Source organism: Amycolatopsis sp. NPDC031561, assembly GCF_055580625.1.
In genome coordinates this window covers 105,829-131,389 of sequence record NZ_JBVILA010000018.1, presented here as the reverse complement: position 1 = coordinate 131,389, position 25,561 = coordinate 105,829, and the positions used below count along the sequence as shown (strand labels likewise).

At 68.4% G+C, this 25,561-nt stretch carries 22 protein-coding genes; 16 read left to right on the top strand and 6 right to left on the bottom strand.

Going from position 1 to position 25,561, the window contains the following annotated elements; genetic code table 11:
• Nucleotides 1-50: 50 nt before the first annotated feature.
• Nucleotides 51-188, bottom strand: a complete 138-nt coding sequence (locus tag ACZ5IK_RS29940; protein ID WP_465490754.1) for a hypothetical protein — start codon at nucleotides 186-188, stop codon at nucleotides 51-53.
• A gap of 211 nt (nucleotides 189-399) precedes the next feature.
• On the opposite strand from ACZ5IK_RS29940, the gene ACZ5IK_RS29935 reads away from it, so the two are divergent.
• From ACZ5IK_RS29935 to ACZ5IK_RS29915, 5 genes are all read left to right on the top strand, one after another.
• On the top strand, nucleotides 400-1,647 hold the full coding sequence (locus ACZ5IK_RS29935) for an HNH endonuclease signature motif containing protein (protein WP_465490753.1): 1,248 nt from the start codon (nucleotides 400-402) through the stop codon (nucleotides 1,645-1,647).
• Nucleotides 1,648-1,828: 181 nt separating this feature from the next.
• Nucleotides 1,829-2,467 carry a hypothetical protein gene (locus tag ACZ5IK_RS29930; RefSeq protein ID WP_465490752.1) on the top strand — a complete coding sequence of 213 codons (639 nt, stop codon included), beginning with the start codon at nucleotides 1,829-1,831 and terminating at the stop codon, nucleotides 2,465-2,467.
• Nucleotides 2,468-2,495: 28 nt separating this feature from the next.
• Complete coding sequence (locus tag ACZ5IK_RS29925) at nucleotides 2,496-4,460, top strand: UvrD-helicase domain-containing protein (protein WP_465490751.1); 1,965 nt, start codon at nucleotides 2,496-2,498, stop codon at nucleotides 4,458-4,460.
• A gap of 69 nt (nucleotides 4,461-4,529) precedes the next feature.
• Nucleotides 4,530-4,907, top strand: coding sequence for a DUF1801 domain-containing protein (locus tag ACZ5IK_RS29920; RefSeq protein WP_465490750.1), 378 nt, complete (start codon nucleotides 4,530-4,532; stop codon nucleotides 4,905-4,907).
• Between the two features lie 13 nt (nucleotides 4,908-4,920).
• Entirely contained in the window at nucleotides 4,921-5,313 is a 393-nt protein-coding gene (locus tag ACZ5IK_RS29915; protein WP_465490749.1) for a YchJ family protein, read from the top strand.
• Here ACZ5IK_RS29915 and ACZ5IK_RS29910 read toward each other — a convergent pair.
• Complete coding sequence (locus ACZ5IK_RS29910; protein ID WP_465490748.1) at nucleotides 5,306-5,791, bottom strand: NUDIX domain-containing protein; 486 nt, start codon at nucleotides 5,789-5,791, stop codon at nucleotides 5,306-5,308. The genes ACZ5IK_RS29915 and ACZ5IK_RS29910 overlap by 8 nt on opposite strands.
• Nucleotides 5,792-5,951: 160 nt before the next feature.
• Here ACZ5IK_RS29910 and ACZ5IK_RS29905 point away from each other — a divergent pair, with 160 nt between their 5' ends.
• Genes ACZ5IK_RS29905 through ACZ5IK_RS29885 form a run of 5 tightly spaced genes read left to right on the top strand, consistent with a single transcriptional unit; the run spans nucleotide 5,952 to nucleotide 12,592 of the window.
• The gene (locus tag ACZ5IK_RS29905; protein ID WP_465490747.1) at nucleotides 5,952-9,050 is read left to right on the top strand and encodes a glycosyl hydrolase 2 galactose-binding domain-containing protein; all 3,099 of its coding nucleotides are present in this window, start codon (nucleotides 5,952-5,954) and stop codon (nucleotides 9,048-9,050) included.
• 60 nt (nucleotides 9,051-9,110) lie between these two features.
• Entirely contained in the window at nucleotides 9,111-9,578 is a 468-nt protein-coding gene (locus tag ACZ5IK_RS29900) for a helix-turn-helix transcriptional regulator (RefSeq protein WP_465490746.1), read from the top strand.
• A gap of 4 nt (nucleotides 9,579-9,582) precedes the next feature.
• Complete coding sequence (locus ACZ5IK_RS29895) at nucleotides 9,583-9,978, top strand: VOC family protein (protein ID WP_465490745.1); 396 nt, start codon at nucleotides 9,583-9,585, stop codon at nucleotides 9,976-9,978.
• Nucleotides 9,979-10,018: 40 nt separating this feature from the next.
• The gene (locus ACZ5IK_RS29890) at nucleotides 10,019-11,887 is read left to right on the top strand and encodes a Na+/H+ antiporter (RefSeq protein ID WP_465490744.1); all 1,869 of its coding nucleotides are present in this window, start codon (nucleotides 10,019-10,021) and stop codon (nucleotides 11,885-11,887) included.
• A gap of 18 nt (nucleotides 11,888-11,905) precedes the next feature.
• Nucleotides 11,906-12,592, top strand: coding sequence for a histidine phosphatase family protein (locus tag ACZ5IK_RS29885; protein WP_465490743.1), 687 nt, complete (start codon nucleotides 11,906-11,908; stop codon nucleotides 12,590-12,592).
• A 23-nt stretch (nucleotides 12,593-12,615) separates the two neighbouring features.
• Here ACZ5IK_RS29885 and ACZ5IK_RS29880 read toward each other — a convergent pair whose 3' ends face one another.
• Nucleotides 12,616-13,101 (bottom strand): MmpS family transport accessory protein, encoded by a 486-nt coding sequence (locus tag ACZ5IK_RS29880; RefSeq protein ID WP_465490742.1) that lies wholly within the window; start codon nucleotides 13,099-13,101, stop codon nucleotides 12,616-12,618.
• A gap of 233 nt (nucleotides 13,102-13,334) precedes the next feature.
• Between ACZ5IK_RS29880 and ACZ5IK_RS29875 the strand changes: the two genes are divergently transcribed.
• A complete protein-coding gene (locus tag ACZ5IK_RS29875; RefSeq protein ID WP_465490741.1) occupies nucleotides 13,335-14,027 on the top strand; it encodes a DUF6597 domain-containing transcriptional factor in 693 nt (230 codons plus the stop codon).
• Here the strand turns inward: ACZ5IK_RS29875 and ACZ5IK_RS29870 are convergent.
• A complete protein-coding gene (locus ACZ5IK_RS29870; protein WP_465490811.1) occupies nucleotides 13,994-15,481 on the bottom strand; it encodes an FGGY-family carbohydrate kinase in 1,488 nt (495 codons plus the stop codon). The two genes, ACZ5IK_RS29875 and ACZ5IK_RS29870, sit on opposite strands and share 34 nt — an antisense overlap.
• A 127-nt stretch (nucleotides 15,482-15,608) precedes the next feature.
• Between ACZ5IK_RS29870 and ACZ5IK_RS29865 the strand changes: the two genes are divergently transcribed.
• The 3 genes from ACZ5IK_RS29865 to ACZ5IK_RS29855 all read left to right on the top strand — a co-directional run bounded on the left by ACZ5IK_RS29865 (nucleotide 15,609) and on the right by ACZ5IK_RS29855 (nucleotide 18,268).
• On the top strand, nucleotides 15,609-16,589 hold the full coding sequence (locus tag ACZ5IK_RS29865; protein ID WP_410599191.1) for a LacI family DNA-binding transcriptional regulator: 981 nt from the start codon (nucleotides 15,609-15,611) through the stop codon (nucleotides 16,587-16,589).
• Nucleotides 16,590-16,933: 344 nt separating this feature from the next.
• Nucleotides 16,934-17,515, top strand: coding sequence for a DNA-binding protein (locus ACZ5IK_RS29860; protein ID WP_410599192.1), 582 nt, complete (start codon nucleotides 16,934-16,936; stop codon nucleotides 17,513-17,515).
• Between the two features lie 96 nt (nucleotides 17,516-17,611).
• Entirely contained in the window at nucleotides 17,612-18,268 is a 657-nt protein-coding gene (locus ACZ5IK_RS29855; protein ID WP_007028108.1) for an RES family NAD+ phosphorylase, read from the top strand.
• A gap of 77 nt (nucleotides 18,269-18,345) precedes the next feature.
• On the opposite strand, the gene ACZ5IK_RS29850 is transcribed toward ACZ5IK_RS29855, so the two are convergent.
• Nucleotides 18,346-20,307, bottom strand: coding sequence for a S9 family peptidase (locus ACZ5IK_RS29850; protein ID WP_465490740.1), 1,962 nt, complete (start codon nucleotides 20,305-20,307; stop codon nucleotides 18,346-18,348).
• 30 nt (nucleotides 20,308-20,337) lie between these two features.
• Entirely contained in the window at nucleotides 20,338-21,312 is a 975-nt protein-coding gene (locus ACZ5IK_RS29845) for a TerC family protein (RefSeq protein WP_101608814.1), read from the bottom strand.
• Nucleotides 21,313-21,647: 335 nt separating this feature from the next.
• Between ACZ5IK_RS29845 and ACZ5IK_RS29840 the strand changes: the two genes are divergently transcribed.
• Together ACZ5IK_RS29840 and ACZ5IK_RS29835 are read left to right on the top strand one after the other, a co-directional pair.
• On the top strand, nucleotides 21,648-24,533 hold the full coding sequence (locus ACZ5IK_RS29840; RefSeq protein ID WP_465490739.1) for an alpha/beta fold hydrolase: 2,886 nt from the start codon (nucleotides 21,648-21,650) through the stop codon (nucleotides 24,531-24,533).
• Nucleotides 24,526-25,485, top strand: coding sequence for an ABC transporter permease (locus ACZ5IK_RS29835; RefSeq protein WP_465490738.1), 960 nt, complete (start codon nucleotides 24,526-24,528; stop codon nucleotides 25,483-25,485). Before ACZ5IK_RS29840 ends, ACZ5IK_RS29835 begins: the two co-directional genes overlap by 8 nt.
• Nucleotides 25,486-25,561 lie beyond the last annotated feature (76 nt).

The window sequence follows — 25,561 nt, the reverse complement described above, 5'->3', positions numbered from 1 at the left end:
TCAACGGACTGGGAGCGGCGTTATTTCCTGTCCCGGCATGTGGGCGGGCTCTAGGCCCGGTAGTCCTGGGTGGCGCCTTCTTCGGCGGAGACCAACTCGGCGATGGGCGCGAAGAAGGCCTTGACCCCCGCCAGGTTGGCCCCCTTCTCGCGCGACGCGGCGAAGTCCTCGGAAGACCGCCACCACACGACGTCGAGCCACTGTCGTCATGTTTGCCGATGTTAGGCGACCTGCTTCGCTCCGCACGCATTTAGTCGACTAAATGCGGTTGTCAACGTTCGGCGTCGCTTTAGGTAGTGGCACCGTTCTGATGGAATCACCCGTCAGTGGCAAACGTACCGATTCAATGTTGCTTAAAATTACGAACATTTGTTCGACTGATTTCGGTATTCTTGTGGTGTGTCCCAGACGATCCTTCCCGAGTTGCCGCAGGAGTTGTGGCGCGCTGGCAAGCTGGAACTTGCCCATGGCGTGCAACAGTTCCTGCAGGTGATGCGGGTCGCCTCCGCCGGCCTGGGGCGGTATCTGGCGGAGATTGATTCTCGTGGCGCGAAAGACTTGTACGGTTATGGGACGACGTTGGCGTGGTTCGCTGATGTCGCGGGGCTGAGCCAGGGCGAGGCGCGGCCGTATGTGAATCGCGCTCTCGATCTGAATCCGACGCGCGCTTTGGACGGCACGGAGATCCCGGCCTTCGCACCGGCGACCGCTGTTGCGGCGGCGGACGGCGCGATCGGCGAGGAACGGATCAAGCAGATCGTGGAGATCCTGCGGAAAATCCCCGCCGAGGTATCGGTCGAGGATCGGGAACACGCGGAGACAACCCTCGCCGACCTCGCCCGGAAGGCGGGACCCCAGCAGGTATCGGACCTCGGGGAGCAATTGCTGGGCTGGCTCGACCCGGACGGCAAAGAACCGAAGGATCCCGAACCCGCCCAGCCTCGCCGCGAGCTGACCTTGGAACGCCGCAAAGACGGGTTCTGGAAGCTGAATGGTCTGCTGGATGACGAGTTGGGTGCCCGCACCGCGGCTGTGCTTGAGGCGTATGCGAAGCCGCGTCCGGTGGACGAGTTCGGCCAAGCGGATCTGCGCTCGAAGGCCGAGCGTCAGGGTGACGCCTGGGCTGAGCTAGTGGATTTGGCGATCGCGTGCCCGGACCAGCCCGGGACGAGCGGCTACCGGACGTTGATCCACGTCACCATCGGCCTCGACGAACTGAAAACCGGACTCGGCACCGCATGCGTGGACTTCATCGGAAAGATGACCGCCCGCGAAGCCCGCATGGCCGCCTGCGACTGCCTCATGCTCCCCGTCGTCCTCAACGCCGCCGGGGAACCCCTCGACGTGGGACGACTGAGAAGGTTCGTCACCCCCGGCCAACGCCGAGCTTTAAACATCCGTGACCGGGGCTGCGCGTTCCCCGGGTGTCATCGCAACCCGAAGAACTGTCACGCCCACCACATTCACCACTGGGCAGACGGAGGACCCACCGATCTCCGGAACCTCGTCCTGCTCTGCGGCTTCCACCATCGCCTGATCCACCACGGGGACTGGGAAGCCCGCATGGCAACCGACGGACTACCGGAGTTCACCCCACCCCAGTATCTGGATCCACTACGAAGATCCCGACGCAACACCCATGTGTGAACCGAGAAGCCCGCCAGCCACACCGGCGACGGGCCCCTCGGCATGCTCGGAACTGTTCAGTACCGGCGGAAACCCGAAGACCCACTGCTCCATTCGGGCGTATTCGCACTGAAGTCCTCGGTCCCTTCTCGGCGTCCGGAGCAAGATCGGCCGTTCCGGACTTGGGAGGGGACGGAACCGTATGAGCAATTTGCCACCGCGCGACGAAAAGGGACGCTTTACCAGTCGCGGCGGTCTCGCGGCAGTGGCCACCGCGAGTGTCGTCGCGATCGGTGGCGTCGGCATCGGCGCAGGTGGCGGCGGCTCCGCCGCCTCTCTGGACTCCGCCGCAGGCCAAGCCCTCAAAGGCAAATCCTCCAGCAAGCAGTCCACCCAAAAGGGCCGCCATTCCGAAGCATGGCAGCGCTTGGGCTGGCGTCAGCTCAAGAGAACCGCGAAACGGGAACTGAAGTGCGGACCGCATTCCTTCGGTGAAGCCCAGCGATTCTTCCTGCGTCACCCGTGTGTCGACCTCGATCGCCTGATCGTCACCATCGACGACGGATCCGGGAACACCATCGCCGTGTCCGTAGCGTGGGTGAAGATGCCGAAGGCGAGCGAAGCGAGCGAGCTGAAAAGGCTCATCGACAAGGACGGCACCGGCAATGTCGCGCTCCTCGGCGAGAAAGAGCACGGAGGCCGCTTCACCGGCGAGAACTACGACTCACGACTGCGTAAGAAGCTGGTCGTGATCGCCGAGTCCGCGCCCGCGGCGGGACGGCCGAGCAAAGCGACGCTGGAGACCGCCGTCGAAATCGCCGTTGAATTCCCCGCCCCTTGACCCTGCCCTCAACGGAACGGAACGCACTTTGAGCAGGAGCGAACACTCCAGAAGGCGACTCGAAGCCCAAGCGAGGCAGCTTCTCGAAAGAACCTTCACCGACCTCGATTCGCTGCATCGCAACGTCCTCACCGCCCTGCTCAGCAGGACGGGCGCCGGCTGGCGGCTGCTGGTCAAGGCCGTGCTGCCGTCGGACGACAGCCGGAGCGCGGACGCGTTCCTGATCGGGCGCACCGGCGTCCTCGCCCTCCTGATCGCCGACAAGGGCCCGGACGACGAGACCGCGCACCAGGTCTTGCGCCACGCGAAGGAGCGCTTCGCCGGGATCCCCGGACCACAGGGCCGGTCCCTGGCCGAAAGCGCAATCCACCTCGTGGTGATCGGCTCGGGTGCGGGCAAGCCCCGCCAGGACGGCGTCTACTGGTCGCTGACCGAGGCCAGCCTCGACCGTATCTTCCGGCGTGACGCGCTCCACCTCGACAGGAGGCTGGTCGCTCTCATCGCCGACCAGGCGGAACGACGCCTGCGCGCCTACCGTCCGCTGGCGGTCGAACAGCCGGATCGTGCCCCGGACTCCGCGGGACTGCTGGACGCGGCCGAGCTGATCGAGGACCAGCTCGGTGCGGCGCAGCGACGGCCGTTCGACTCCTGGCTCACCTTCCTGCATCCGCAGCAAAATGCCATCGTCAAGCGCGATTACTCGGGTCCCGCGCGGATCAGTGGGCCGGCGGGGACCGGCAAGACGGTCGTCGCCCTGCACCGGCTCAGGCATCTGGCCCGGCTCAGCACCGGTCCGCTGCTGTTCACCACCTACGTGCACTCGTTGCCGCCGGTGATCAAGACGGCCTTCGACCGGCTGGCCCCGGAGCTGGAAGGGCGCGCCGAGTTCACGAATCTGCACGCCTGGGTCCGCCGGTTCCTCGCCGGGCGGGAGGTCCGCGTGAACGTGGACCGGACCCAGATCGAGAACGCGTTCAGCTTCGCGTGGATCGCCTTCCGTGAACGGCTCGAGTCCATCGAACCGCACCCCGATTACTGGCGCACGGAACTGGACAGGGTGATCAAGGGCCGCGGGATCACGACGTTCGACGGCTACCTCGCGATCCTCCGCCGCGGCCGGATCCTGCCCCTCAACGCGAACCAGAAGGAACTCGTCTGGGGCTTGTACGAGCATTACCAGCGCAGGCTCTCGGACAACGGCGCGCACGACCACAACGACCTGATCGAGCTGGGCCGCGCCGAACTCCTGAGGCGACCACTCGAAACGCCGTACGCGGCGGTCGTCGTCGACGAGGTCCAGGACATCCCGTTGACCGGTCTGCGGTTGTTGCGCGAGCTGGCGGGCGACGGCCCGAACAAGCTCCTGCTGGTGGGCGACGGACAGCAGCAGGTGTATCCCGGTGGCTGGCGGCTGTCCGACGCCGGGATCCCGATCCAGGGCCGTGGCGAGATCCTGAAGGTCAACTACCGCAACCGTGCCGAGGTGCTGGGCTTCGCGCAGCGCTTCGACGCAACGAACCGGGTGGACGACCTCGACGGCGCGGACGGGGTCGCCTTGCGCGCGGCCGAATCGGCCAGCGCGGGCGGTACCACCGACACCTGGCGTGGCACCTCGCGCGAGCTTCCCGTCGCGCTGGTCGACGCCGTCCGCGGGTTGCCGGTCCGCCGCGATCATTCGGCGCTGATCGTCTTCCAGCACAAGGATCTGGTCCGGTGCAACGAGATCCTGCGGGCGGCGGGGATCCCCACGCTGGCGCTGGAGAACTACACCGGCGAGGCCGACGGCAAGCTCAAGGTCGGCACCGTGCACCGGGCCAAGGGGCTCGACTTCGAGGCCGTGCTGGTGCTGGAGAACACCCGCGAAAGCGTGACCGGGCCGCAGGCCGAGGAGGAACGCCGCGAGCTTCGCGGCAGGCAGCATCTGGTCGCGGCGACCCGTGCCCGCGACTTCCTCTGGTGGGGCGTGCTCGACGACAAGGAACCCACCGAATAATTTTTTTGTCTTGACAACTCGAACCTTCGGACGGTTAGCTGGGCGCACACCGACCGAAGGGATCAAGTCATGGCCAAGTTCGCGAACGTCGACGACTACATCGCCGCCCTGCCCGAGAACCTGCGTGAGGTCGCCATCGCGCTGCGCCCGATCGTCAACGCCGCCCTGCCGGGCTCCATCGAGGCGATGTACCACGCCTCCCCGACCTGGAGCGCGGGCGAAGCCGCAGGGAAGAACCTCGTCTGCCTGATGAAGGCGTACTCGTCGTACGTCACTTTCGCCCTTTGGAAGGGACAGCTCGTCGACGACCCGTCCGGCAGGCTCGAGGCGAGCGCCCGGGAGATGGCGCACGTCAAGCTGCGCTCGGCCGACGACATCGACGCCGAGCTGTTCACCGGCTGGCTCAAGCAGGCACGGGACCTCGAAAGCGCCACCGCGCCGCGATGACACAATCGCGGACGTGCCCGCGATCACCGATGAATCCCGTTGCCCGTGCGGCCTCGGCGAGCCCTATGGCGCTTGCTGCGGCCGCTTCCACCGGGGAACCGCGACAGCGCCGACAGCCGAACTCCTGATGCGGTCGCGGTTCAGCGCGTTCGCCGTCGGCGACACGGACTACCTCACGAAGACCTGGTATCCGAAGACCTGCCCCGCCGATCTCGAGCTCGACCCGGGACAGCGCTGGACGTTCCTGGAGATCCTCGGCAAGACCGGCGGCGGCCTGCTCGAGGCCGAGGGCACCGTGGAGTTCCGGGCCCACTACCGGCAGGATCGCCGTCCCGGCAGCATGCACGAGAACAGCGCCTTCGTCCGCGTCGACGGACAGTGGAGCTACGTGGCACCCGTCAGCTGACGGGGCGGCCACCTTCGCAGATGGCGAGACCACCGGACCGGACGGCGCCGAGTGCCGCGGAGACCCGCCGCGCGAGACGAGGGCTCAATTTCAGCGCCGCCTCCGGCAAGGACACCAAGGCCGCCGACACGATTTCGGAGTCCGCGAAGACGAACCCGGCGAGGTCCTCGTCCGTGATCACCCCACCGTCGAAGACGAACGTGAGGCCTTCGGGCATCCGCTCGTCGGAGGGAAGGTAGTCGATGGCGATCAGCCGGCCCGGCGGGCGGGCGATGCCGAGTTCTTCGCCGATCTCCCGCTCCGCGGTGCGCCACGGCGGTTCGTCTTCGTCACAGGCGCCACCTGGGATTTCCCAGTCCTCCTTGTAGGACGTCTCCACGATCAGGACCCGGTCGGCGTCGTCGCGGAACAGGACACCGGCGGCCATCCGCTTCCGGTTCAGGGACCGTACGTACTCGTCGAACGGGAGCAGCTCCACGGCCGGGACACTACCCGGCTCACCGGCATCGCTGACGAACCCGATGCAAGGGTCTGTTCCCCGCGTGAAGTGGCGGCTACTATCTCCCCCAACATTGTTAGGGAACTTTCTTAACGATTTCCGCCCAGGTCCGCCGCCGTGTGCCCAAGGAGGCGCGCTCGTGAGTTTTCGGCAGAAGAGAACCCGGATCCCGTTACTGGCCTTGACCGTCACCGCGCTGGCCGCCGCGGTCTGCGGGGTGACGGCCGCTCCCGCCGCCACCGGCGCCGAAGTGGCCGTACCGCTGTCCGTCGGCGCCGCCGCGGGCAACGCCACCCCGATCCCCGGCTTCGTGATCCAGTCCTCGGCACAGGTCAGCGATGACTCGGCGGTGTCGAAGCCGGGCTTCCCGACCTCCGGCTGGTACCCGGTGTCGTCGCGGTCGACGGTCTACGCCGGGCTGCTGCAGAACGGCAAGTACGCCGACCCCTTCTATTCCACGAACATGAAGAACGTCCCGGCGGCGCAGTTCTCCGTGCCGTGGTGGTACCGCACCGACCTGAACGTCGAAGACACGTCGTCGCGCACCTATCTCGACTTCAGCGGCGTGCTCTCGAAGGCCGACGTCTGGGTCAACGGCACCAAGATCGCGACGAAGGACCAGGTCAACGGCGCCTACACCCGCCACGACCTGGACATCACCGCGCACGTCCGCGCGGGCGTCAACAGCGTCGCGTTCAAGGTCTACCCCAACGACCCCAACAACGACCTCTCGATGGGCTGGATCGACTGGGCGCAGACCCCGCCGGACCAGAACATGGGCATCGTGCGTGACGTCCTCGTCCGCCGCGGCGGACCGGTCGCGCTGCGCAGCGCGCACGTGGTCCAGAAGCTGAACTCCTCGCTCGACCACGCGGACCTCACGGTGAAGGCCGACGTCCGCAACGACTCGGCGAACGCGGTGCAGGCCACCGTCGCCGGGACGGTCGCGGGCAAGCCGGTCAGCCAGACCGTCTCGCTTGCCGCCAAGGAGCGCAAGACCGTCACCTTCGGCGTGGTCGGTCTCGACAACCCCAACCTCTGGTGGCCCGCCGGGATGGGCGGCCAGCACCGCTACGCCCTCGACCTGACGGCGAGTGTCGGCGGCGCGCCGTCGGACACCTCGAAGTCGAAGTTCGGGGTCCGCGACGTCAAGGCGCCGCTGAACTCCAGCGGCGGACGGCAGTACAGCGTCAACGGCAAGCCACTGCTGATCAGGGGCGGCGGCTACACGCCGGACCTGTTCCTGCGCTGGAACGAGACCGCGGCGGCCGACAAGCTCAAGTACGTGCTGAACCTCGGGCTCAACACGGTCCGGTTGGAAGGCCACATCGAGCCGGACGAGTTCTTCGACCTCGCCGACGACCTCGGCGTGCTGACCATGCCCGGCTGGGAATGCTGCGACAAATGGGAAGGCCACGTCAACGGCGAGGAAAAGGGCGAGCCCTGGGTCGAATCGGACTACCCGATCGCCAAGGCTTCGATGTTCTCCGAAGCCGAGCGCCTGCGTGATCACCCGAGCGTCGTCTCCTTCCACATCGGCAGCGACTTCGCGCCGGACAAGCGGATCGAGCAGGGTTACCTCGACGCGATGAAGGCCGCCGACTTCACCCTCCCGGTGATCCCGTCGGCGTCGAAGCGGCCGTCCCCGATCACGGGCGCCTCCGGGATGAAGATGAACGGCCCGTACGACTACGTCCCGCCGGTCTACTGGTACGACAAGTCGCAAAAGGACCGTGGTGGCGCCTGGAACTTCAACTCGGAGACCAGTGCCGGCGTCGACATCCCGACGATGGACACGCTGAAGCGCATGATGTCGCCGAGCGAGCTGGAAACGATGTGGAAGGACCCGTCGGCTCCGCAGTACCACCGTTCCTCGTCGACGACGTTCGCGAATCTGAAGCTGTTCGGCAACGCGCTCACCAAGCGCTACGGGGCGCCGGCGGACCTGACCGACTTCGTGCGGAAGTCCCAGCTCGCGCAGTACGAGAACGTGCGTGCGGAGTTCGAGTCGCACTCGCGCAACTACACCGACTCGACCAACCCCTCGACCGGGTTGATCTACTGGATGCTCAACAGCCCGTGGACCTCGTTGCACTGGCAGCTGTTCGACGCCTACATGGACCAGAACGGCGCTTACTACGGCGCGAAGAAGGCCAACGAGCCCCTGCACATCCAGTATTCGCACGACAATCGTTCGGTCGTGGTGATCAACCAGACGTCGAACGCGGTGAGCGGGCTGACGGCGACCACGAAGCTGTACAACCTCGACGGCACGGAGAAGTACAGCAACACCAAGACCGGCGTGTCGGTCGGGGCGCTGGGCGCCAAGGCCACCGCGGTCACCGTCCCGGCGGTGAGCGGGCTGTCGACGACCTACCTGGCGAAGCTGGTGCTCACCGACTCCTCCGGCAAGGAGGTCAGCCGGAACGTGTACTGGCTCTCCACCAAGGCGGACACGCTGAACTGGGCCGGCAGTGACTGGTACTACACGCCCCAGTCGGCCTACGCCGATCTGTCCGGCCTGAAGAACCTCGGCCAGTCGGCCGTCGGCGCGACGGCCAAGTCGGTCGCCGGATCCGACGGCACCACCACGACGACCGTGACGCTGAAGAACACCTCGGGCGGCAAGCTCCCGGCGTTCTACGTCGACTCGAAGGTCGTGGACTCCGCGGGCAAACCGGTGCTCCCGGTGGAATGGAACGACAACGCGGTGAGCCTGTGGCCGGGTGAAACGACCACGCTGACCGCGAAGTACCGCACCTCCGACCTCAAGGGCTCCAAGCCTTCGGTGCGGGTCTCCGGCTGGAACACCGGGACGCAGACCGTTCCCGCCGACGGCTCCGGCCCCGGCCCGAACAACCCGGTCGACTACCAGGCGGAGGACGCCACGGTCGTCGACGGCGCGGTGGAGTCCAACCACGCCGGGTTCACCGGCACCGGGTTCGTCAACTACGACAACGTGGCGGGCAGCTCGGTCGAGTGGACGGTCACGGCGCCCGCCGCGGGCACCTACGACGTCGTCGTCCGGTACGCCAACGGCACCACGGCGAACCGGCCGCTGGACTTCTCCGTCAACGGCACGGTCAGCGCGTCGGGTGTCGGCTTCGGCGGCACCGGGGCCTGGCCGAACTGGACGACGAAGACCGTCAAGGTGACGCTGGCCGCGGGGGTGAACAAGATCAGGGCCGTCGCCACCACGGCGAACGGCGGTCCCAACGTGGACAAGATCACCCTCTAGTACGGAAACCGCCCGAGGCCCCCTTCGCCGCCCGGCGAAGGGGGCCTTGGGCGTCCCGGCGTGGGTTACGCTTTCCGGGTGACCGGACAGCGTGACCCAGGCCCGCGCCTGCGCGACCTCGCCATGCTGCGACGCGTCCGCGACCGGATCGATCGCGACTACGCGCAGCCGCTGGACGTCGAGGCGCTGGCGCGCGGCGTGCACGTCTCCGCCGGGCACCTGAGCCGGGAGTTCCGGGCCGCGTACGGCGAATCGCCCTACAGCTACCTGATGACCCGCCGGATCGAGCGCGCGATGATGCTGCTGCGGCGCGGGGACATGTCGGTCACCGAGGTCTGTTTCGACGTCGGCTTCTCGTCGCTGGGCACCTTCAGCACCCGGTTCTCCGAACTGGTCGGCATCTCGCCGAGTGTCTATCGCAAGCAGGCGGTGGAAGAAGGCCGCGGCATGCCCGGCTGCGTCGTCAAACAGGTCATGCGGCCGATCAGGAATAAAGAAGCGGCTTCCCCGCGCCCCGACCTACCTTGACCGCATGACCCTCTCGATTCACGCGTCCTTCCTCCCCGCCGACGATCTCGAGACCTCGCTTTCCTTCTATCGCGACATCTTGGGCTTCGAAGTGCGTGACGAAGGCGCGCTGCGGGTGACCGTCGGGCCACCGGGCCAGCCGGGGACGTCGATCGTGCTCCAGCCCCCGGCCGCAGACACGGAGGTCACCGGCGAGGAACGCGCCACGATCGCCGAGTTGATGGCGAAGGGCAGCTACGCGACCATCGTGCTCGCCACGCGGGACCTGACGGCGACGTTCGACCGGATCCAGGCGACCGGGGCGGACGTCGTCCAAGAACCGCTCGACCAGCCCTGGGGCGTCCGCGACTGCGCTTTCCGTGACCCGGCGGGCACCCTGGTGCGTATCGAACAGCGGTAGCCGGGCCTCGGTGCGCGCGCTCCGGGCCTTTCGGGTGATGATGAGCGGCGTGGAGATCGCGGTAGAACTCGTGGCACTGGTGGTGGCCGTCCTCCTGGTCACCGCCGCGGCGCGGAAACTCGACTGGTCGGCGCCCCTGTGCCTGATCGCGGTCGGGGTCGTCGCCTCGTACGTCCCCGGTGTCCCGGAGTACGAACTGGACCCGGAGGTCGTCCTGCTGGGGCTGCTGCCCCCGTTGCTGTACGCGACCGCGATCCGGACTTCGCTGATCGACTTCCGCCGCAACCGCGGGCCGATCCTGCTGCTGTCGGTGGGACTCGTCATCTTCACCACGGTCGCGGTCGGCGTCGTGGCGTGGCTGGTGATCCCCGGCCTGCCGCTCGCCGCCGGGCTCGCGATCGGCGCGGTGGTCGCCCCGCCCGACGCGGTCGCGGCCACCGCCGTCGCCCGCAAGGTCGGGATGCCGCGCAAGCTGACCCGGCTGCTGGAGGGCGAAAGCCTCTTCAACGACGCGGCCGCGCTGGTCGCGTTGAGGACGGCCATCGCGGCCATCGCCGGTTCGGTCAGCCTGCTGCAGGTGGGCGGGGACTTCCTGCTCGCCGCGGGCGGCGGTCTGGTGATCGGGTTCGCCGTCGGCGCGCTCGCCGCGATGATCCGCACGCGGCTCGAGGATCCGGTCAGCGACACCGCGCTTTCGCTGGTGGTCCCCTTCGTCGCCTATCTGGCCGCCGAGGCGATCCACGGTTCCGGGGTGATCGCCGTGGTCGTCGCGGGCCTGATCCTCGGGCACAAGGCGCCCAGCATGCTCTCGGGCCGCTCCCGGCTGGCGAGCAGGCTGAACTGGCAGACCATCCAGTTCCTGCTGGAGAACATCGTCTTCCTGCTGATCGGGCTGCAGGTCCGCCGGATCATGACCGAGGTCGGCGACAGCGGGCTGAGCGCGCTCCAGCTCGTCCTGATCTGCCTCGCCACGCTCGCCGCGACGATCCTCACCCGCGTCGTCTGGATGATCGGCATCGGCCTGGCGCGTCGGGTGTTCCGCCGTCACGCCTGGCCTTGGCGGTACTCGACGGTGATCGCCTGGGCGGGGATGCGCGGGGTCGTCACGCTCGCGGCGGCGTTCGTGCTGCCGGCGGACACCCCGCAACGGGCCGTGCTGGTCTTGGTCGCGTTCGTCGTGGTGGCGGGGACCCTGCTGCTGCACGGCACGACGCTTCCGGTCCTGGTCCGGCGTCTGAAACTGCCCCCGCCCGATCCCGCCGAGGACGCGCTGCAGGAGGCCGCCGTCCTCAACGACATGACTCGGGCGGCGCTCCAGGAGCTGGAGAAGATCCGGACCCCCGAGGATCCGGACGACATCGTCGAGCGGCTGCGCAGCAGGCTCCAGCACCGCTCCGACTCGGCGTGGGAAGAGCTCGGCAGGCAGAGCGCGCTGACCGAAACGCCGAGCGACGCCTATCGCCGCCTGCGGTTGAGACTGCTCGAAGTCGAGCGGGAGAAGTTCCTGGAGGCGCGCGACTCGGGGATGGCCGATGACGATGTCCTGCGCCGGATCCTCGAACGCCTCGACATCGAGGAATCCATGTTGGACAGGGAGGAGGAGACCGTGCCGGACTCCGATCGGGAACTGCGCACCCCCGCCGCGACGGCGGGATCCTGCAAGCATCTGACGAAGGACTGGCCCGCTGTCGAACCCGGCTCGCCGGACGTGTGCGCCGTCTGCGTCGAAAACGGGATGACCTGGGTGCACCTGCGCGAATGCGTCAAATGCGGGAACGTCGCCTGCTGCGACTCCTCACCGGGCAAACACGCGACCGAGCACTTCCACGACACCCTGCATCCGGTGATGCGCAGCCACGAGCCCGGGGAGACCTGGCGCTGGTGTTTCGTCGACAAACAGCTGGGTTAGCTCGGTATCGTCCGATGCATGAGCACCCCAGAGCAGGAGATCGAATACCGCCAGCACCGGTTCTCGCCCCCGCCGGGATCGACCGAGATCTTCCTCGTCCGCCACGGTGAATCGGCCCCGGCGAAGGGCAGCGAGCCGTTCGACCTCGTCGACGGGCAGGCCGATCCGGACCTCGCGCCGGAGGGCAGGGACCACGCCGAACGGGTCGGGCGCCGCCTGGCGGACGAGCGGATCTCCGCGCTGTACGTGACGACGCTGCGCCGGACGTCGCAGACCGCGGCGCCGCTGGCGGCGAAGCTCGGGTTCACGCCGGAGGTCGAAGCCGACCTGAGGGAGATCCACCTCGGCGACTGGGAGAACGGGCTCTTCCGCCGCTACACCCACGAAGGTCACCCGATCGTCGAGAAGCTGTGGCAGGAACAGCGCTGGGACGTCATTCCCGGCGCGGAGACGATGGAGGCGTTCGGCGGCAGGCTCAGGGCGGCCATCGGCAGGCTCGCCGCGGCCAACCCGGACCGGAGGATCGCCGTGTTCACCCACGGCGGCGTCATCGGTGAGGTTTTCGCGCAGGCCAGTGCCGCGAAGAACCGGTTCGCGTTCCTCGGGGCGGACAACGGCTCGATCTCACACCTGGTGGTGTCGGGCGACAACTGGATGGTGCGGCGGTTCAACGACACTTCGCATCTTCAGTCGCCTTTCGGCTGATCCTGCCCGCCGCGGCCAGGCGCTCAGGACGTGCAGGTCACCGGCGCGCCCGCGGCGGGGGCGGCGCGTTCGCTGACGACCTCGCCGTCGACGAGGATCCGGCACCGCAGCGCGCCGCTGCCCGTGCCCTGCGCGGAGAGACTGTAGAACTCGTCGCGGCCTTCCTGGCCGACGCGCTCGAAGGTGGTGCTCCACGGCGCCGTCACTTCGGTCTTCTGCATGAGCTCGGAGCCCTGCGCGACGTACGTGACGTTCTGGGCGCCCTTCGCACCGGAAAGCTCGTAGACGACCGAGTGCGTCACGGTGCGCACGGCGGCCGCGGCCTGTTCGACCTGCGGCGCGGGCGGGTTCTGCACCGGCTTGGACGCCTTCGGCAGCACATAACTGGTCAGGGTGACGGCGACGGCCATCACGCCCAGCACGACCACGATGGACCCGAGCGGCTTCAGCCTGCTCGGGGCACCCTGTCCCGGCGCCGATGCCGAAGGGGTCGCGGTGGGAACACCCATGGAGAGGTCTTCTCTCGTCCGAGCGCACTTCCAACGAGTGCGTCGCTTTCTTTCTCGCTCCAAGGTGACTCCGCGTTAGCCGTTATCGGGAAGAAACCCGATATTCACCCTTTTGGGTGCCCTAGAAACAGCGGAGTACCTGGTCATCGGACGATTGGCGTAAACACGGTGAGCCGGATAGCTCACTTTGAGTGATATGCCTGGCTCGATTCCTGTCGCACCCCCGGGGCATCATGGCGACCGTGTACCGGGAGACGACGGCACCCGCCGGGCTGGGCGGCGTGGTGCGTTGCCTGTGGGAAGACGCGGGCCGGGCGCCGAAGCGGATCGTGCCCGACGGCTGCGTCGACCTGGTCGCGAGCGGGGGCGAGGTCTTCGTCGCCGGACCGGACACCACGGCCTGGACCTGGGACACGCCGTCCGGCGTCCGGGCGCGCGGCGTGCGGTTCGCGCCGGGCAGGGCTGGCGACGTCCTGGGGCTGGGCGCCGACGAGCTGCGTGATCAGCGCGTCCCCCTCGTCGACCTCTGGGGCAAGGAAGGCGCACTGCTCACCGAGCGTGTGCTCTGCGGTGCCGCCTCGCTCACCGACGTCGTCGCGGAGCACCGGATCGGACGAGGCGACCGGGAGATCGCGGAGCTGATCGCCAGGCTCGACGGCGGCGTCTCCCGGGTTTCCGTCGCGCTGCAGAGGTTCACCACCGGGGAACGGCAGCTGCGGCGGCGGTTCACCCTCGCGGTCGGCTACGGCCCGGCGACATATCTGCGTGTCACGCGGTTCCAGCGCGCCATCGGACTCGCCGGGACAGCGCCGGATCTCGCCTCGCTGGCGTTCTCGGCGGGCTACGCCGATCAAGCCCACCTGAGCCGGGATTGCCGCGAGTTCGCCGGGGTTCAGGCGAGGGAGTTCTTCCGCGCCAAAAAGTGAGCGATGTCCACTGTGGACTCATAAAGCGCGCGATAGTGCGGATAGAACTCGTCGTAGACCTCGGCGTCCGCGCCAGGGCGGACGACCTCCGCGACCGGGTTCCAGGCTTCGACATCCGGTTCCCGGCCCAGGGCGACGGACGCGAGGACGGCGTCGCCGAACGCGGCACCGATGGTCTCCGCGGGGATCTCCTGGTCGATCCGCGCGACGTCGCTGACGATCCGCGTCCACACACCGCCCCGCGTCCCGCCGCCGACGGCGACGAACCGCCGTGTGCCGCCACCGGCTTCCCGCATGGCTTCGAGATTGTGCCGCACTCCGTACGCCGTGCCCTCCAGCGCCGCGCGGTAGAGATCGGCGCGGCCGTGGGAAGTGGTGAGCCCGGCGATGATGCCGCGTGCGTCCGGATCCGGTATCGGTGTCCGTTCTCCGGCGAAGTACGGCAGCATCAGCAATCCTCGGCTGCCGGCCGGGACCTCGCCCGCCGCGGCGGCCAGTTCCCCGAACTCGCCGCCGGTGAGATCGCGCAGCCAGTCGGTGATCGCGCCGGACGTGGCCATGCCCGCCGCGAGTGAATAGGTGCCGGGGAACGCGCCGCGGGTCGTCCACAACCCCTGGCCGGGACGGGGATCGGCGAGCACCTGGAGCAGGAACATCGTGGTGCCGTACATCAGCATCGTGTCCCCGGGCGAGGTGACGCCCGCGCCCGTCGCCTCCGCCCAGGCGTCGATCGTGCCCGCCGTCACCGGGATCCCTTGCGGCAGCCCGGTTTCCGCGGCCGCCTCGGCGGTGACCGAACCGACCACCTCGGTCGGCCACGCGAGCCTGGGCAGCTCGATGCCCGGCGCGATCGCGGCGACCCGGTCCGGTGCCCACCGCTCCTCGCGCAGGTCGTACATCGGGTCGCACTGGCTCGCGGAATGGTGGTCGAGGACGTACTCACCGGTCAGCCGCAGCACGAGGAACGAACTCGCCATCAGGAACAGCTTCGCGCTTTCGAACACGTCCGGTTCGTTCTTGGCCAGCCAGCGCCACTTCGGCCCGACGGCCTGCGAGCCGAGCGCGCTGCCACCGCGTTCCACAATGGATTCTTCACCGAATTCCCGGTTCAGCTCACGGATTTCGTCATGCGCGCGGGTGTCGACGCCGTAAAGGATCGCCGGGCGCAACGGTTTCCCGGCGGCGTCCGCCGGAAGGAGCACCGGCCCGATCCCGCTGACCGACACTCCGATGATGGGATGATCCCCGGCTCCTGCCGAGAGTTCCCTGGCCAGGACGAGAAAATCCTGCCACCACACGGTTTCGGCGTCATGTTCGAACCAGCCGGGACAAGGCCGGGAGGTGTCGTGCCGCCGGAATGCTCGTGCCACCACGGTTCCCCGGGAATCGACGAGGACACCTTTGGAACTCGAGGTGCCGATGTCGATGCCGAGCACCAGGCCCGGGTCCCCCACGGCACCTCCGGAGTCCCAGCGCGAACTTTCGAGCGCGAGTAGCGCGATCAGCGGATGGTAACGATTGTCGGTCAAGCTATTCTTCCCGTGCGAAGGTGTCAAGACACCTGCAGAAGGGGAGGTCACGGTGGCCACCATCAACGACGTGGCGGCGAAGGCCGGGGTTTCGACGGCGACCGTGTCGAGAACGCTCAACGGGAAGTCCACTGTGGACCCGATACTCGCGGCGCGGGTACAGGCCGCCGCCGCGGAGTTGGGATATCACCCGAACGGGCTCGCGAGGAACCTGCGCCGTCAGGAAACCGCGGTGCTCGCGCTCATCATCTCCGACGTGGAGAACCCGTTCTTCACCGCGATCGCCCGCGGCGTGGAGGACATCGCGCAGACGGCGGGCTATTCGGTGGTGCTGTGCAACGCCGACGACAACGAGGAGAAGGAGCGGCGCTACATCGACGTCGCCCTCCAGGAACGGGTCGCCGGCGTGGTGCTCTCCCCCACCGGCCGGGCCACCAACGTCGACAGGCTGACCCAGCGCGGCACGCCCGTCGTCGCCGTCGACCGGCCACTGCTGGAGAACACCGGCGACCAGGTGCTCGTCGACACGCGGCTCGCCGCGCGCGACGCGACACGCCACCTGATCGACGGCGGCTACCGGCGGGTCGCCTGTGTCAGCGGGCCGCCCGGCGTGCGCACGGCCGAAGACCGGCTGGCCGGGTACACCGACGCCGTCGGCGTGGAGAACGCGCTCACCCGGCGTGCCGAGTTCCGCGCCGAGGGCGGCAGGCTCGCCGCGCTCAGCCTGCTCGACGAGCCGGAGCCGCCGGACGCGCTGCTGGTCGGCAACAGCACGATGGCGATCGGCGTCCTGGAAGCGCTGGCCTCGCGCGGCCTGCGGTCGGGACAGGACGTGGGGATCGTGTCCTTCGACGACGCGCCGTGGACGACGCTGATCGATCCGCCGCTGACGGTGGTCGCCCAGCCCGCGAACGAGGTGGGCAAGGTCGCCGCCGAGCTGCTGCTCGCCCGGATCGGCGACAGCACGCGCAAGGCCACGACGACCACGCTGCAGGCGAAGCTGATCGTGCGCCGGAGCTCACGGCGCGGCTGACCCTGGAGAAGCCGGAGATCCCGGATGAACGACGTGCCTGGGCGACCGGTTCGCGCCGGCCGCCCAGGAACGCCCCACCCCCTTGTTCCCCCAAGCCGGCCCCATACCAGCCGGGTTCTCCGAAGCGGTGGGAAGAAATCGATTACCTTTCGGAAGGTAAGTTCCCCCCTACGACCTGTCAAGCCGGGATCCCTGGACAAGGTCGCCCGATCCGGGCACACTGTTCCGATATTGCCTACTGCGCGTGTGTGATCCCGTGCGCTCTGTGTTCGTTTCTGGTGAATTCCCCCACGAAACCGAGATGAGACCGCACGAACCCGCACAGACGCGTTACCCTAGGCGCTATGTCCATTGCGCTCGAGAACGTTCTCGCCAAGGCGGGCCTGAAGGTCGACGCCAACGAGTTCCTGAACCTCGTCGAGGACGCGGCGCGGAGGCTTTCCCCGCCGAACCCCGATCCATCACATTACTTCTCGGCGGATCAACGTGCCGCGCTCACCGACGTCGGCCTGGACATCTCCCCCCGCAGCGAGGACGAACCGGACTTCCGTGCCCGCACGGTCGCCGCGCACGCCGTCCTCGCCGATTCGGCACTGAGTGTGCTGGAAGCGGCGAAAGCACTGGGCGTGGACGACAGCCGCATCCGCCACCGCTTGAAGGAGGGCAGGCTCACCGGCTGGAAGGACCAGGGCTGGCGGCTGCCCGCCTGGCAGTTCACCGGCTCCGGGGTGCTGCCCGGCCTGGAGGTCGTGCTGCGCGCCGTCCCCGAGGACCAGCCCGCGCTCGTCGTCGCCGCGTTCATGAGTACCCCGCAGTCCGATCTGGTGATCAACGAACACCCCGCCACCCCACGCCAATGGCTGCTCTCCGGCGGCGACCCCGAACATGTCGCGAGGCTGGTGGCCACTCTCGGTTCCCCGTTCTGAGGTTTTGCCCGACGACGGAAAATTTCAGTCGGGGGTAGGCCGTAGGCTGACCCCACCGAGCAAGATCACCCGACAAGGACGGACGACTCCCGAGGTATGGCCCGGCTCCCCCTGCCGCCCGCACGCTCTGTCCTGGTCAAGGAGCTGCACCGCACCAATGACGTGGTGACGGTGCATCCCGGCACCAGGCTGGTCAGGATCTTCACCGCGCACGGCAACCACCCCCAGCAGTGGAATTCGTTCCGCTACAGCGGCCCGCTCCCCCATGGCCGCTTCGACCCGCAGACCCCAGGTCGCGGCGGGCGCCCGGTCACCGACCCCGGGAACGGTGTTCTGTACTTCGGCCTCACCGTGCGCACCAGCATCGCGGAGGTCTTCCAGACCACGTCGACGGTCGACCGCAAATCCCGCGGCCCGCGCCTCGTCGTCGTCCGGCCGACCCGCACGCTGCGGCTGCTCGACCTCGCCGGCCTATGGCCGACCCGGGTCGGCGCCTCGCAGGAGATCTCGAGCGGGCCGAAGAAGATCACCCAGGCTTGGGCTCGCGCCATCCGCGCGGCCTTCGGCGACCTCGACGGCGTCTGGTACCGGTCGTCCATGGACTCCGGCGGGCCCGCGCTCGCGCTGTGGGACCCCCCGGCGGGGAACTCGCTGCCGGTCGCGCCGGACGTGCTGCTCCCGCTGGACCACCCGGGGCTCGACGTCCCGCTGGGCCGGGTGTGCGAAGAGCTGAACTACACGCTGTTGAGCTGACCGCGATGCTATGAAAGGCCCGTTACTTGCAAATTTTGCAAGTAACGGGCCTTTCATAGCATTCGGTGACCCGAAGATCAGAGGTGACGGGCCCACCACTCCAGCACCGCGTCGAACCGCTGCACCCGGTGCCGCGGCTGACCCGAACGCGTGAGTTCGTGCCCCTCGCCCGGGAACAACAGGAACTCGGCGGGGGCCCCGCCGCGCCGCAGCGCCACGTACATCCGCTGCGCCTGCTCCAGCGGGCACCGCCAGTCCTGCTCGGAGTGCGCGACCATGAACGGGATGTCGATCTTTTCCGCGTAGGTCAGCGGGCTGCGGTTGCGCTGCTCTTCGACATCGTCGCCGATGTAGCCTCCGGCGAAGAACCAGCCGATGTCCGAGCTGCCGACGAACGAGTCGTGGGCGTTGACGGCGCGCTCGCTCCACGCCGCCCGGAACCGGCCGCCGTGGTGCGCGGCGAGCCAGCTGGTCATGAAGCCGCCGTACGAACCACCCATCACACCGACGCGATCACTGTCCAAATTGGACATCTTGAGCGCTTCGTCCAGCAGTGTCAGCAGATCCTGCGCGTCCACGGTGCCGAAGCCGCGGACGATGCTGCGACCGTGGCTCTCGCCGTAGCCCGCGGAACCGCGCGGGTTCCCCAGGACGACGGCGTAACCCGCCGCGGCGAGCACCTGCGCCTCGTCGAAGACCTTCCATTCGTACGGCGCGAACGGGCCACCGTGGATCATCAGCACGACAGGATGCGGTCCGTCGCCCTCGGGCCGGACGATCCAACCGTGCACCGGATAGCCGTCGGACCCGGTCGCGTCCAGCTCCTCCAGCGGCCGGATCCCGATGTCCCGCAACGCTTTCGAGTAGTCCGTGAGTACACGGGGTTCCTCGTCCGACAGGAGCACGACGTCGCCGGAGCTCTCGGGCGTCCCGATCACCGCGGCGATCCGCGCGCCGTCGACGACGAACGACTTCACCGCGGCGAATTCGCCCGCCAGGTACCGCAACGACTTCAGCTCGGCCAGTTCGGCGTCGAGCGGAACGGCGCGCAACTCGGCGGCGCCGCGGGTGCGGACCACGACGAGCACCTCGTCGCCGAGGACGGCGGGCGGGCCGGCCGCGTTGTCGCAGTCCACCGTTTCGACGTCGGTCAGCCGGCGCGCGGACGACGGCTCGTCACCGGAAGGCCACGGCGCGTGCCAGAGCCCGGTGTTGCGGGCGATCTCCTCCATGCCGGGGAATTCGGTGCCGTAGAACAGGATCGCACCATCCGGAGTGGACACCGGACTGGCCGCGCTGCCCGGGGTCCTGACCAGCAGCCGGGGCTCGCCACCTCCAGCGGGCACGGCGTAGACGTCCGAGCGGACGGTGTCTTCGACCGCCCAGTCACGGGGCGCGACGACGAGGACGAACTCGCCGTCGACCGTCCATGAAGGATGCTCGACGTCGGCGCGGTCGTCGGTCAGCGGCGTGAGGTCGGCGGGCGCGGCTTCGTCCAGCGCGGCGACGGCGTCCACGACGAACAGACGTTGTGGACGGTCGTTGAGGAAACCGACGTCGTCGACCCGGTAGAAGAGATTCGTGATGTGCCGCGGCGCTTCTTCGGCGGGCTCCGGGGTTTCGCCGTCCGCGTTCTCCGTGCCGTAGCGGCCCGGCTCGGGCACCCGGGCGACGAAGGCGATCCGGCGGGAATCGGGCGCCCAGACCGGGGCTCCCGCGCCGAGGGGCAGGTCGGTGATCCGCTTCGCGTCACCGCCGGTCGCCGCGATCACGTGCACCTGCGGCTTGGCCTCGCGCCCGGAGCCATCCCCCGCCCGGAGGAAGGCGACCCACCGGCCGTCCGGGGAGATGACGGGGGCGGAGTCCTTGGTCCCGTGGGTCCAGGGCCCTTCCCCGCCACCGCGCGGATCGACCCTGCGCAGGCCGCCGCGGTAGCTGTTCGTCTTCAGATCAGGCCTGCTCACCGCGGTGAGCAGCAGGTCGCCGCGCAGCGCGGGGATGCCGGGGACCGTCAGGGCTTCGATGTCAACGGGACGCACAGCCCCGACGGTACCCGATCCTTAGCAGCTCTAACTACTGATTGAAGACTCCCGCTCAGCGGCTTCCAGCTTCTTCGCTTTCGACAGGCTGGCCACCGTCGTCACGGTCAGGACCACGACGATGACACCCAGGGAGACCCAGTTGTTGATGTCCAGCCAGTCCGGCACGACGTGGTACTCGTGCAGCGCGTGCAGGAACAGCTTGGCGCCGATGAAGGCGAGGATCACCGCGAGGCCGTAGGACAGGTACACCAGCTTGGTGACCAGGCCACCGAGCAGGAAGTACAGCTGGCGCAGGCCCATCAGCGCGAACGCGTTGGCGGTGAAGACCAGGAAGGCCTCCTGCGTGATACCGAAGATCGCCGGGATCGAGTCGACGGCGAACAGCAGGTCCGCGCTGCCGATCGCGACGATCACCAGGAACATCGGGGTGATCCAGCGCTTGCCGTCCTTCTTCACGAACGACTTGTGGCCGTGCCACTCGTTGGTGACCGGGAAGAGCTTGCGCACCCAGCGGGTGAGCGCGTTCTCCTCGTATTCCTCGTCCTCGTCCTTGTTGCGGACCATGCTGACCGCGGTCCAGATGAGCACGGCGCCGAAGAGGAAGAAGACCCAGACGAACTGCGCGATCAGCGCGGCGCCCACGGCGATGAACACACTGCGCATGGCGAGCGCGAGCAGGATGCCGATCAGCAGCACGCGGTGCTGGTGGATCGCGGGCACCTTGAACGACGTCATGATGATCATGAAGATGAACAAGTTGTCGACGCTCAGCGAGTACTCGGTGATGTACCCGGTGAAGAATTCGACGCCGGGGTCGTGTCCCCCGAAGATCCAGACACCGATGCCGAAAGCGACGGCCACGGCGACGTAGAAGATGACCCACCGCGCGGCTTCGCCGGTGGTGACCTCGTGCGGCTTGCGATCGACGATGACCAGGTCGAGTGCGATCAGCGCGAGCAGACCACCGACCGTGGCGATCCATAGCCACAGGGGAACAGACATGTAACCAACCCTCCGGATAGTGCACAGCAGCAACTAACCGGAGGTCTCTTCCGCCGGTACGAGACCGGCCGACGGTGCCGGGGGCCTGCGAAGACCACCGTGCTGACGACACCGCCGCGAAGGAATACTCCCCTCACAGCTGGTCCAGTTTGACCTGTCTGTACGCATGACGCCAGTTAAGGTTGCCCTTGTCACCAAGATGATGGCGTAACTCCCGTCACACTTATCTCTCCTTGCTCTTCTAGTACCCGTTCTGATGGCGGGGCAACCCACGCCTGTGTGGTCCGTGTTAGCTCGACGAGGCGTTCTCAGCTTCGGGCGAATACGGTCATTCCGTGCCCCGAATCCCGCTCCCTCGTACGCGAGGCGCGAAGCTCATCGCGCTCGCCGCGGTCGTGGTGGTCCTGGCCGCCGCGGCCGTCGTGTGGACGAACAGCGATCCCGCTCCGTCCACGGTCAAAACCCAGGAAGCGACCCTCGACCTGCCGGAAGTCCCCGGCTCGTCCGAAGTCGTCAAGATCGACACGACCACGTACCTTCCCGAGCAGACCCCGGCGCCCGCCGTCCTGCTCGCCCACGGTTTCGGCGGTGACAAGAACAGCGTCGCCACCGAAGCCCGCGAACTCGCCGAGAAGGGTTTCGTCGTCCTCGCCTGGTCCGCGCGCGGTTTCGGCCGCAGCACCGGGAAGATCGCGCTCAACGACCCCGACCGTGAAGTCGCCGACGCCCGGAAGCTGATCGACGACCTGGCCGCGCGGCCCGAAGTCCTCAGCGAGAACGGCGATCCGAAGGTGGCCGTGTCCGGCGCTTCGTACGGCGGCGCGCTTTCGCTGCTGCTCGCCGGGACCGACAAGCGGGTCGACGCGATCGCACCGGTGATCACCTACAACGACCTGGCGCAGGGACTCTTCCCGAACGCCGCCGCCCCGGCGGCGCCGAACGCCACCACTCCCGCCGCCGGAGCGTTCACTTCGGACGGTGTCTTCAAGAGGTCGTGGGCAGGCATCTTCTTCTCCGCCGGTTCCGGTGCGGCTCAGGGTGGGTCGCCTTCCAACGACGCGCCCGAGGCCGGTGACGAGACCAGTGAAGCCGGAGCATCCCAGGGTGCGGCCGGTGCGGCAGCGCAGTCCCTTCCGCTCGGCGGCCCGAACGGACAGCGGCCGACGCCCGGTCCCGCCGACCCGTGTGGACGGTTCACCGCCGACGTCTGCCAGGCCTACACCGAACTCGCGACCACCGGTAAGGCGAGCCAGCGCACCGTCGACCTGCTTCGCCGCGTGTCCCCCGCGTCCGTGACGGACAAGATCACCGTGCCGACCCTGCTGGTGCAGGGTGAAAGCGACACTCTGTTCGGATTGGACCAGTCCGACGCGACCGCCCGGCAGATCGCCGCGGCGGGCGGCAAGGTCCGCACGATCTGGTACACCGGCGGCCATGACGGCGGGAAGCCCGGGCAGAAGGTCCGGGCGCAGATCGCCGATTTCCTCAAGTTCTCGCTGACCGGCCAGGGCACCGATCCCGGCACCGGGTTCAGCTACGACATCCAGGGCACTCTGCGGGCCAACGGCGCCCCCTCGGTCCGGACCGTCACCGCGCCCGCGTACCCGGGAGCCACCGGGGACGCCACCGAGCGGCGACGATTCGCGCTGGAGGGCCCGGCCCAGCCGGTCGTCCGGCCCGCGGGCGGCAACCCCGCCGCGGTGAGCGGGATCCCCGGTTTGAACGGAGCGGTCGCGGGCTCGTCCCGGCTTTCCGGGCTGTTCAGCATCGACCCGCCCGGGCAGGCCGCGCAGTTCGCGACGGCGCCGCTCGGTGAGCAGACGATCGTGGCCGGTTCCTCCACGGTCCGGCTGCAGGTGTCCGCGGATCCTTCCGCCGCGCCGGCGCAGAAGGAAGCCGTCCTGTTCGCGAAGCTCTACGACGTCAACTCGGAGGGCGTCCGCACGCTTCCGGCCAATGCCGTCGCCCCCTTCCGCGTCTCCGGACTGCCCGCCGACGGCAGCCCGGTCGAGGTGACGGTGACCCTGCCGGGCATCGTGCGGCCGCTGGAGGCCGGGCACACGCTCCGGCTGGTCGTCGGCACGACGGATCAGGCGTTCGCCACCCCGGTCGAACCCGCGGTGTTCCGCATCGGGCTGGCGGACGGCGGAGCGCTGGGAGTCCCGGTCGTCCACGGCACGTCGGTCGGCGCGGGAGCGCCCGTCGCGCAGCTGCTCGGGATCGGCGGAACCCTGCTCGCGGGTATCGCGATCACGGTGATCGCCGCGTTCCGCCGCCGCCGCGCCCACGACGTCGACGAGAGCCTCTCGAAGACGCCGCTGGTGATCGAAGGCCTCCACAAGTCCTACGCGGGCGGTTTCGTCGCGGTGAAGGACCTGTCGTTCCGGGTCGAACCCGGCCAGGTGCTCGGGCTGCTCGGGCCGAACGGCGCGGGCAAGACGACGACGCTGCGCATGCTGATGGGGCTGATCACGCCGACTGCGGGCCACATCCGCGTGTTCGGCCACCTGATCGCTCCCGGCGCGCCGGTGCTGTCCCGGATCGGGTCCTTTGTGGAGGGTTCGGGCTTCCTGCCGCACCTGTCCGGCAAGGAGAACCTGGAGCTGTACTGGGCGAGTACGGGCCGGCCGAAGGAGAGGGCGCATTTCGCCGAGGCACTGGAGATCGCCGGGCTCGGCGACGCGGTGAACCGGCGGGTCCGCACCTACAGCCAGGGCATGCGGCAGCGGCTCGCGATCGCGCAGGCGATGCTCGGCCTGCCGGAGCTCATGGTGCTCGACGAACCGACCAACGGACTCGACCCGCCACAGATCCACCAGATGCGCGAGGTGCTCCAGCGCTACGCGGCGACGGGGCGCACCGTGGTGGTCTCGAGCCACCTGCTGGCCGAGGTCGAGCAGACCTGTACGCACGTGGTCGTGATGCACCGCGGCATGCTGGTCGCTTCGGGTGAGGTCGGCGAACTGGCCGCGTCCAGCGGCGAGGCGACCTTCCGGGTCGACAAGCCCGCCGAAGCGGCCGAAGCGCTGCGGAAGGTCGGGGGCGTTTCCGGCGTCGACGTCGACGGGGAACTGGTCCACGCGGATCTCGACGGTCTCGCGCGCGCCGAGGCGGTCGCCGCCCTCGTGCGTGCCGGGGTCGCGGTCGAGCAGGCCGGGCCGCGGCGCCGTCTGGAAGACGCGTTCCTGCAGCTGGTCGGAGAGGACTCGAAGGGTGAGTAAGACCAATGGTTCCAGCCCGGTGACCCGGGCGGATCACGGCGTGCACACCGATCCGGCGGCCCTGCTGGAGCTGACCGAGGTCGCTTCGCACGAACGCACCGAGGTCGGCCCGGACGGGGCGGTGGCGGGTTACCGCGCCGACCGGACGCTGCGGCTCGGCGTCGAACTGAAACGGCAGCTCAAACGGCGGCGGACCCAGCTCATGCTGGGGTTCGTCGCGCTGCTGCCGTTCATTCTGGTGATCGCGTTCGAGATCGGGCAGGCCAACCCCAACCGCCGCAGCGGCGGGTTCGTCGACCTCGCCACCGCGAGCGCGCCGAACTTCGTGGTGCTCGCGCTGTTCGTCTCCGGGACGTTCCTGCTCCCGATGATCGTGGCGCTGTTCTACGGCGACACGATCGCGAGCGAGGCGTCGTGGTCGAGCCTGAAATACCTGCTCGCGATGCCGGTCCCCCGGCATCGGGTGCTGCGGCAGAAGGCGATCGTCTCCGGCATCCTGTCCGCGATCGCGCTGATCCTGTTGCCGCTGGTGGCGCTGATAGTCGGCGTCATCTGGTACGGGGCGGGCGACGCGATCAGCCCGACCGGGGACGCGGTGTCGTTCAGCGACAGCCTCGTGGCCATGGGTCTGGCGACGATCTACATCATCCTGCAGCTGGCGTGGGTGGCCGGTCTGGCGATGCTCCTCTCGGTCGCCACCGACGCCCCGCTGGGCGCTGTCGGCGGCGCGGTGATCGTCGCGATCGTTTCGCAGATCCTCGACCAGATCACCGCGCTGGAAGGGCTGCGGGACTATCTGCCGACGCATTTCGCGTTCTCGTGGATGGATCTGATCTCGACCGACATCGACTGGACGAACATGGCCAACGGCATGCTGTCGGCGGCGTTGTACGGCACGGTGTTCTTCCTCCTGGCCGGTCGCCGGTTCGCGACGAAGGACATCACCAGCTGAGAGCGTTTCTTTACTCGAAAACCACCGGGGCCCACCGGGAAGACGAAAATCGCTTCCCTGGTGGGCCCCGGTTTTC

What these genes read in the sequence shown, in the direction of transcription:
- ACZ5IK_RS29845 (WP_101608814.1), bottom strand. Translation starts at nt 21,312, where the DNA reads ATGTCTGTTCCCCTGTGGCTATGGATCGCCACGGTCGGTGGTCTGCTC.
- ACZ5IK_RS29930 (WP_465490752.1), top strand. Translation starts at nt 1,829, where the DNA reads ATGAGCAATTTGCCACCGCGCGACGAAAAGGGACGCTTTACCAGTCGC.
- ACZ5IK_RS29890 (WP_465490744.1), top strand. Translation starts at nt 10,019, where the DNA reads ATGAGCGGCGTGGAGATCGCGGTAGAACTCGTGGCACTGGTGGTGGCC.
- ACZ5IK_RS29860 (WP_410599192.1), top strand. Translation starts at nt 16,934, where the DNA reads ATGTCCATTGCGCTCGAGAACGTTCTCGCCAAGGCGGGCCTGAAGGTC.
- ACZ5IK_RS29920 (WP_465490750.1), top strand. Translation starts at nt 4,530, where the DNA reads ATGGCCAAGTTCGCGAACGTCGACGACTACATCGCCGCCCTGCCCGAG.
- ACZ5IK_RS29880 (WP_465490742.1), bottom strand. Translation starts at nt 13,101, where the DNA reads ATGGGTGTTCCCACCGCGACCCCTTCGGCATCGGCGCCGGGACAGGGT.
- ACZ5IK_RS29875 (WP_465490741.1), top strand. Translation starts at nt 13,335, where the DNA reads ATGGCGACCGTGTACCGGGAGACGACGGCACCCGCCGGGCTGGGCGGC.
- ACZ5IK_RS29855 (WP_007028108.1), top strand. Translation starts at nt 17,612, where the DNA reads ATGGCCCGGCTCCCCCTGCCGCCCGCACGCTCTGTCCTGGTCAAGGAG.
- ACZ5IK_RS29885 (WP_465490743.1), top strand. Translation starts at nt 11,906, where the DNA reads ATGAGCACCCCAGAGCAGGAGATCGAATACCGCCAGCACCGGTTCTCG.
- ACZ5IK_RS29895 (WP_465490745.1), top strand. Translation starts at nt 9,583, where the DNA reads ATGACCCTCTCGATTCACGCGTCCTTCCTCCCCGCCGACGATCTCGAG.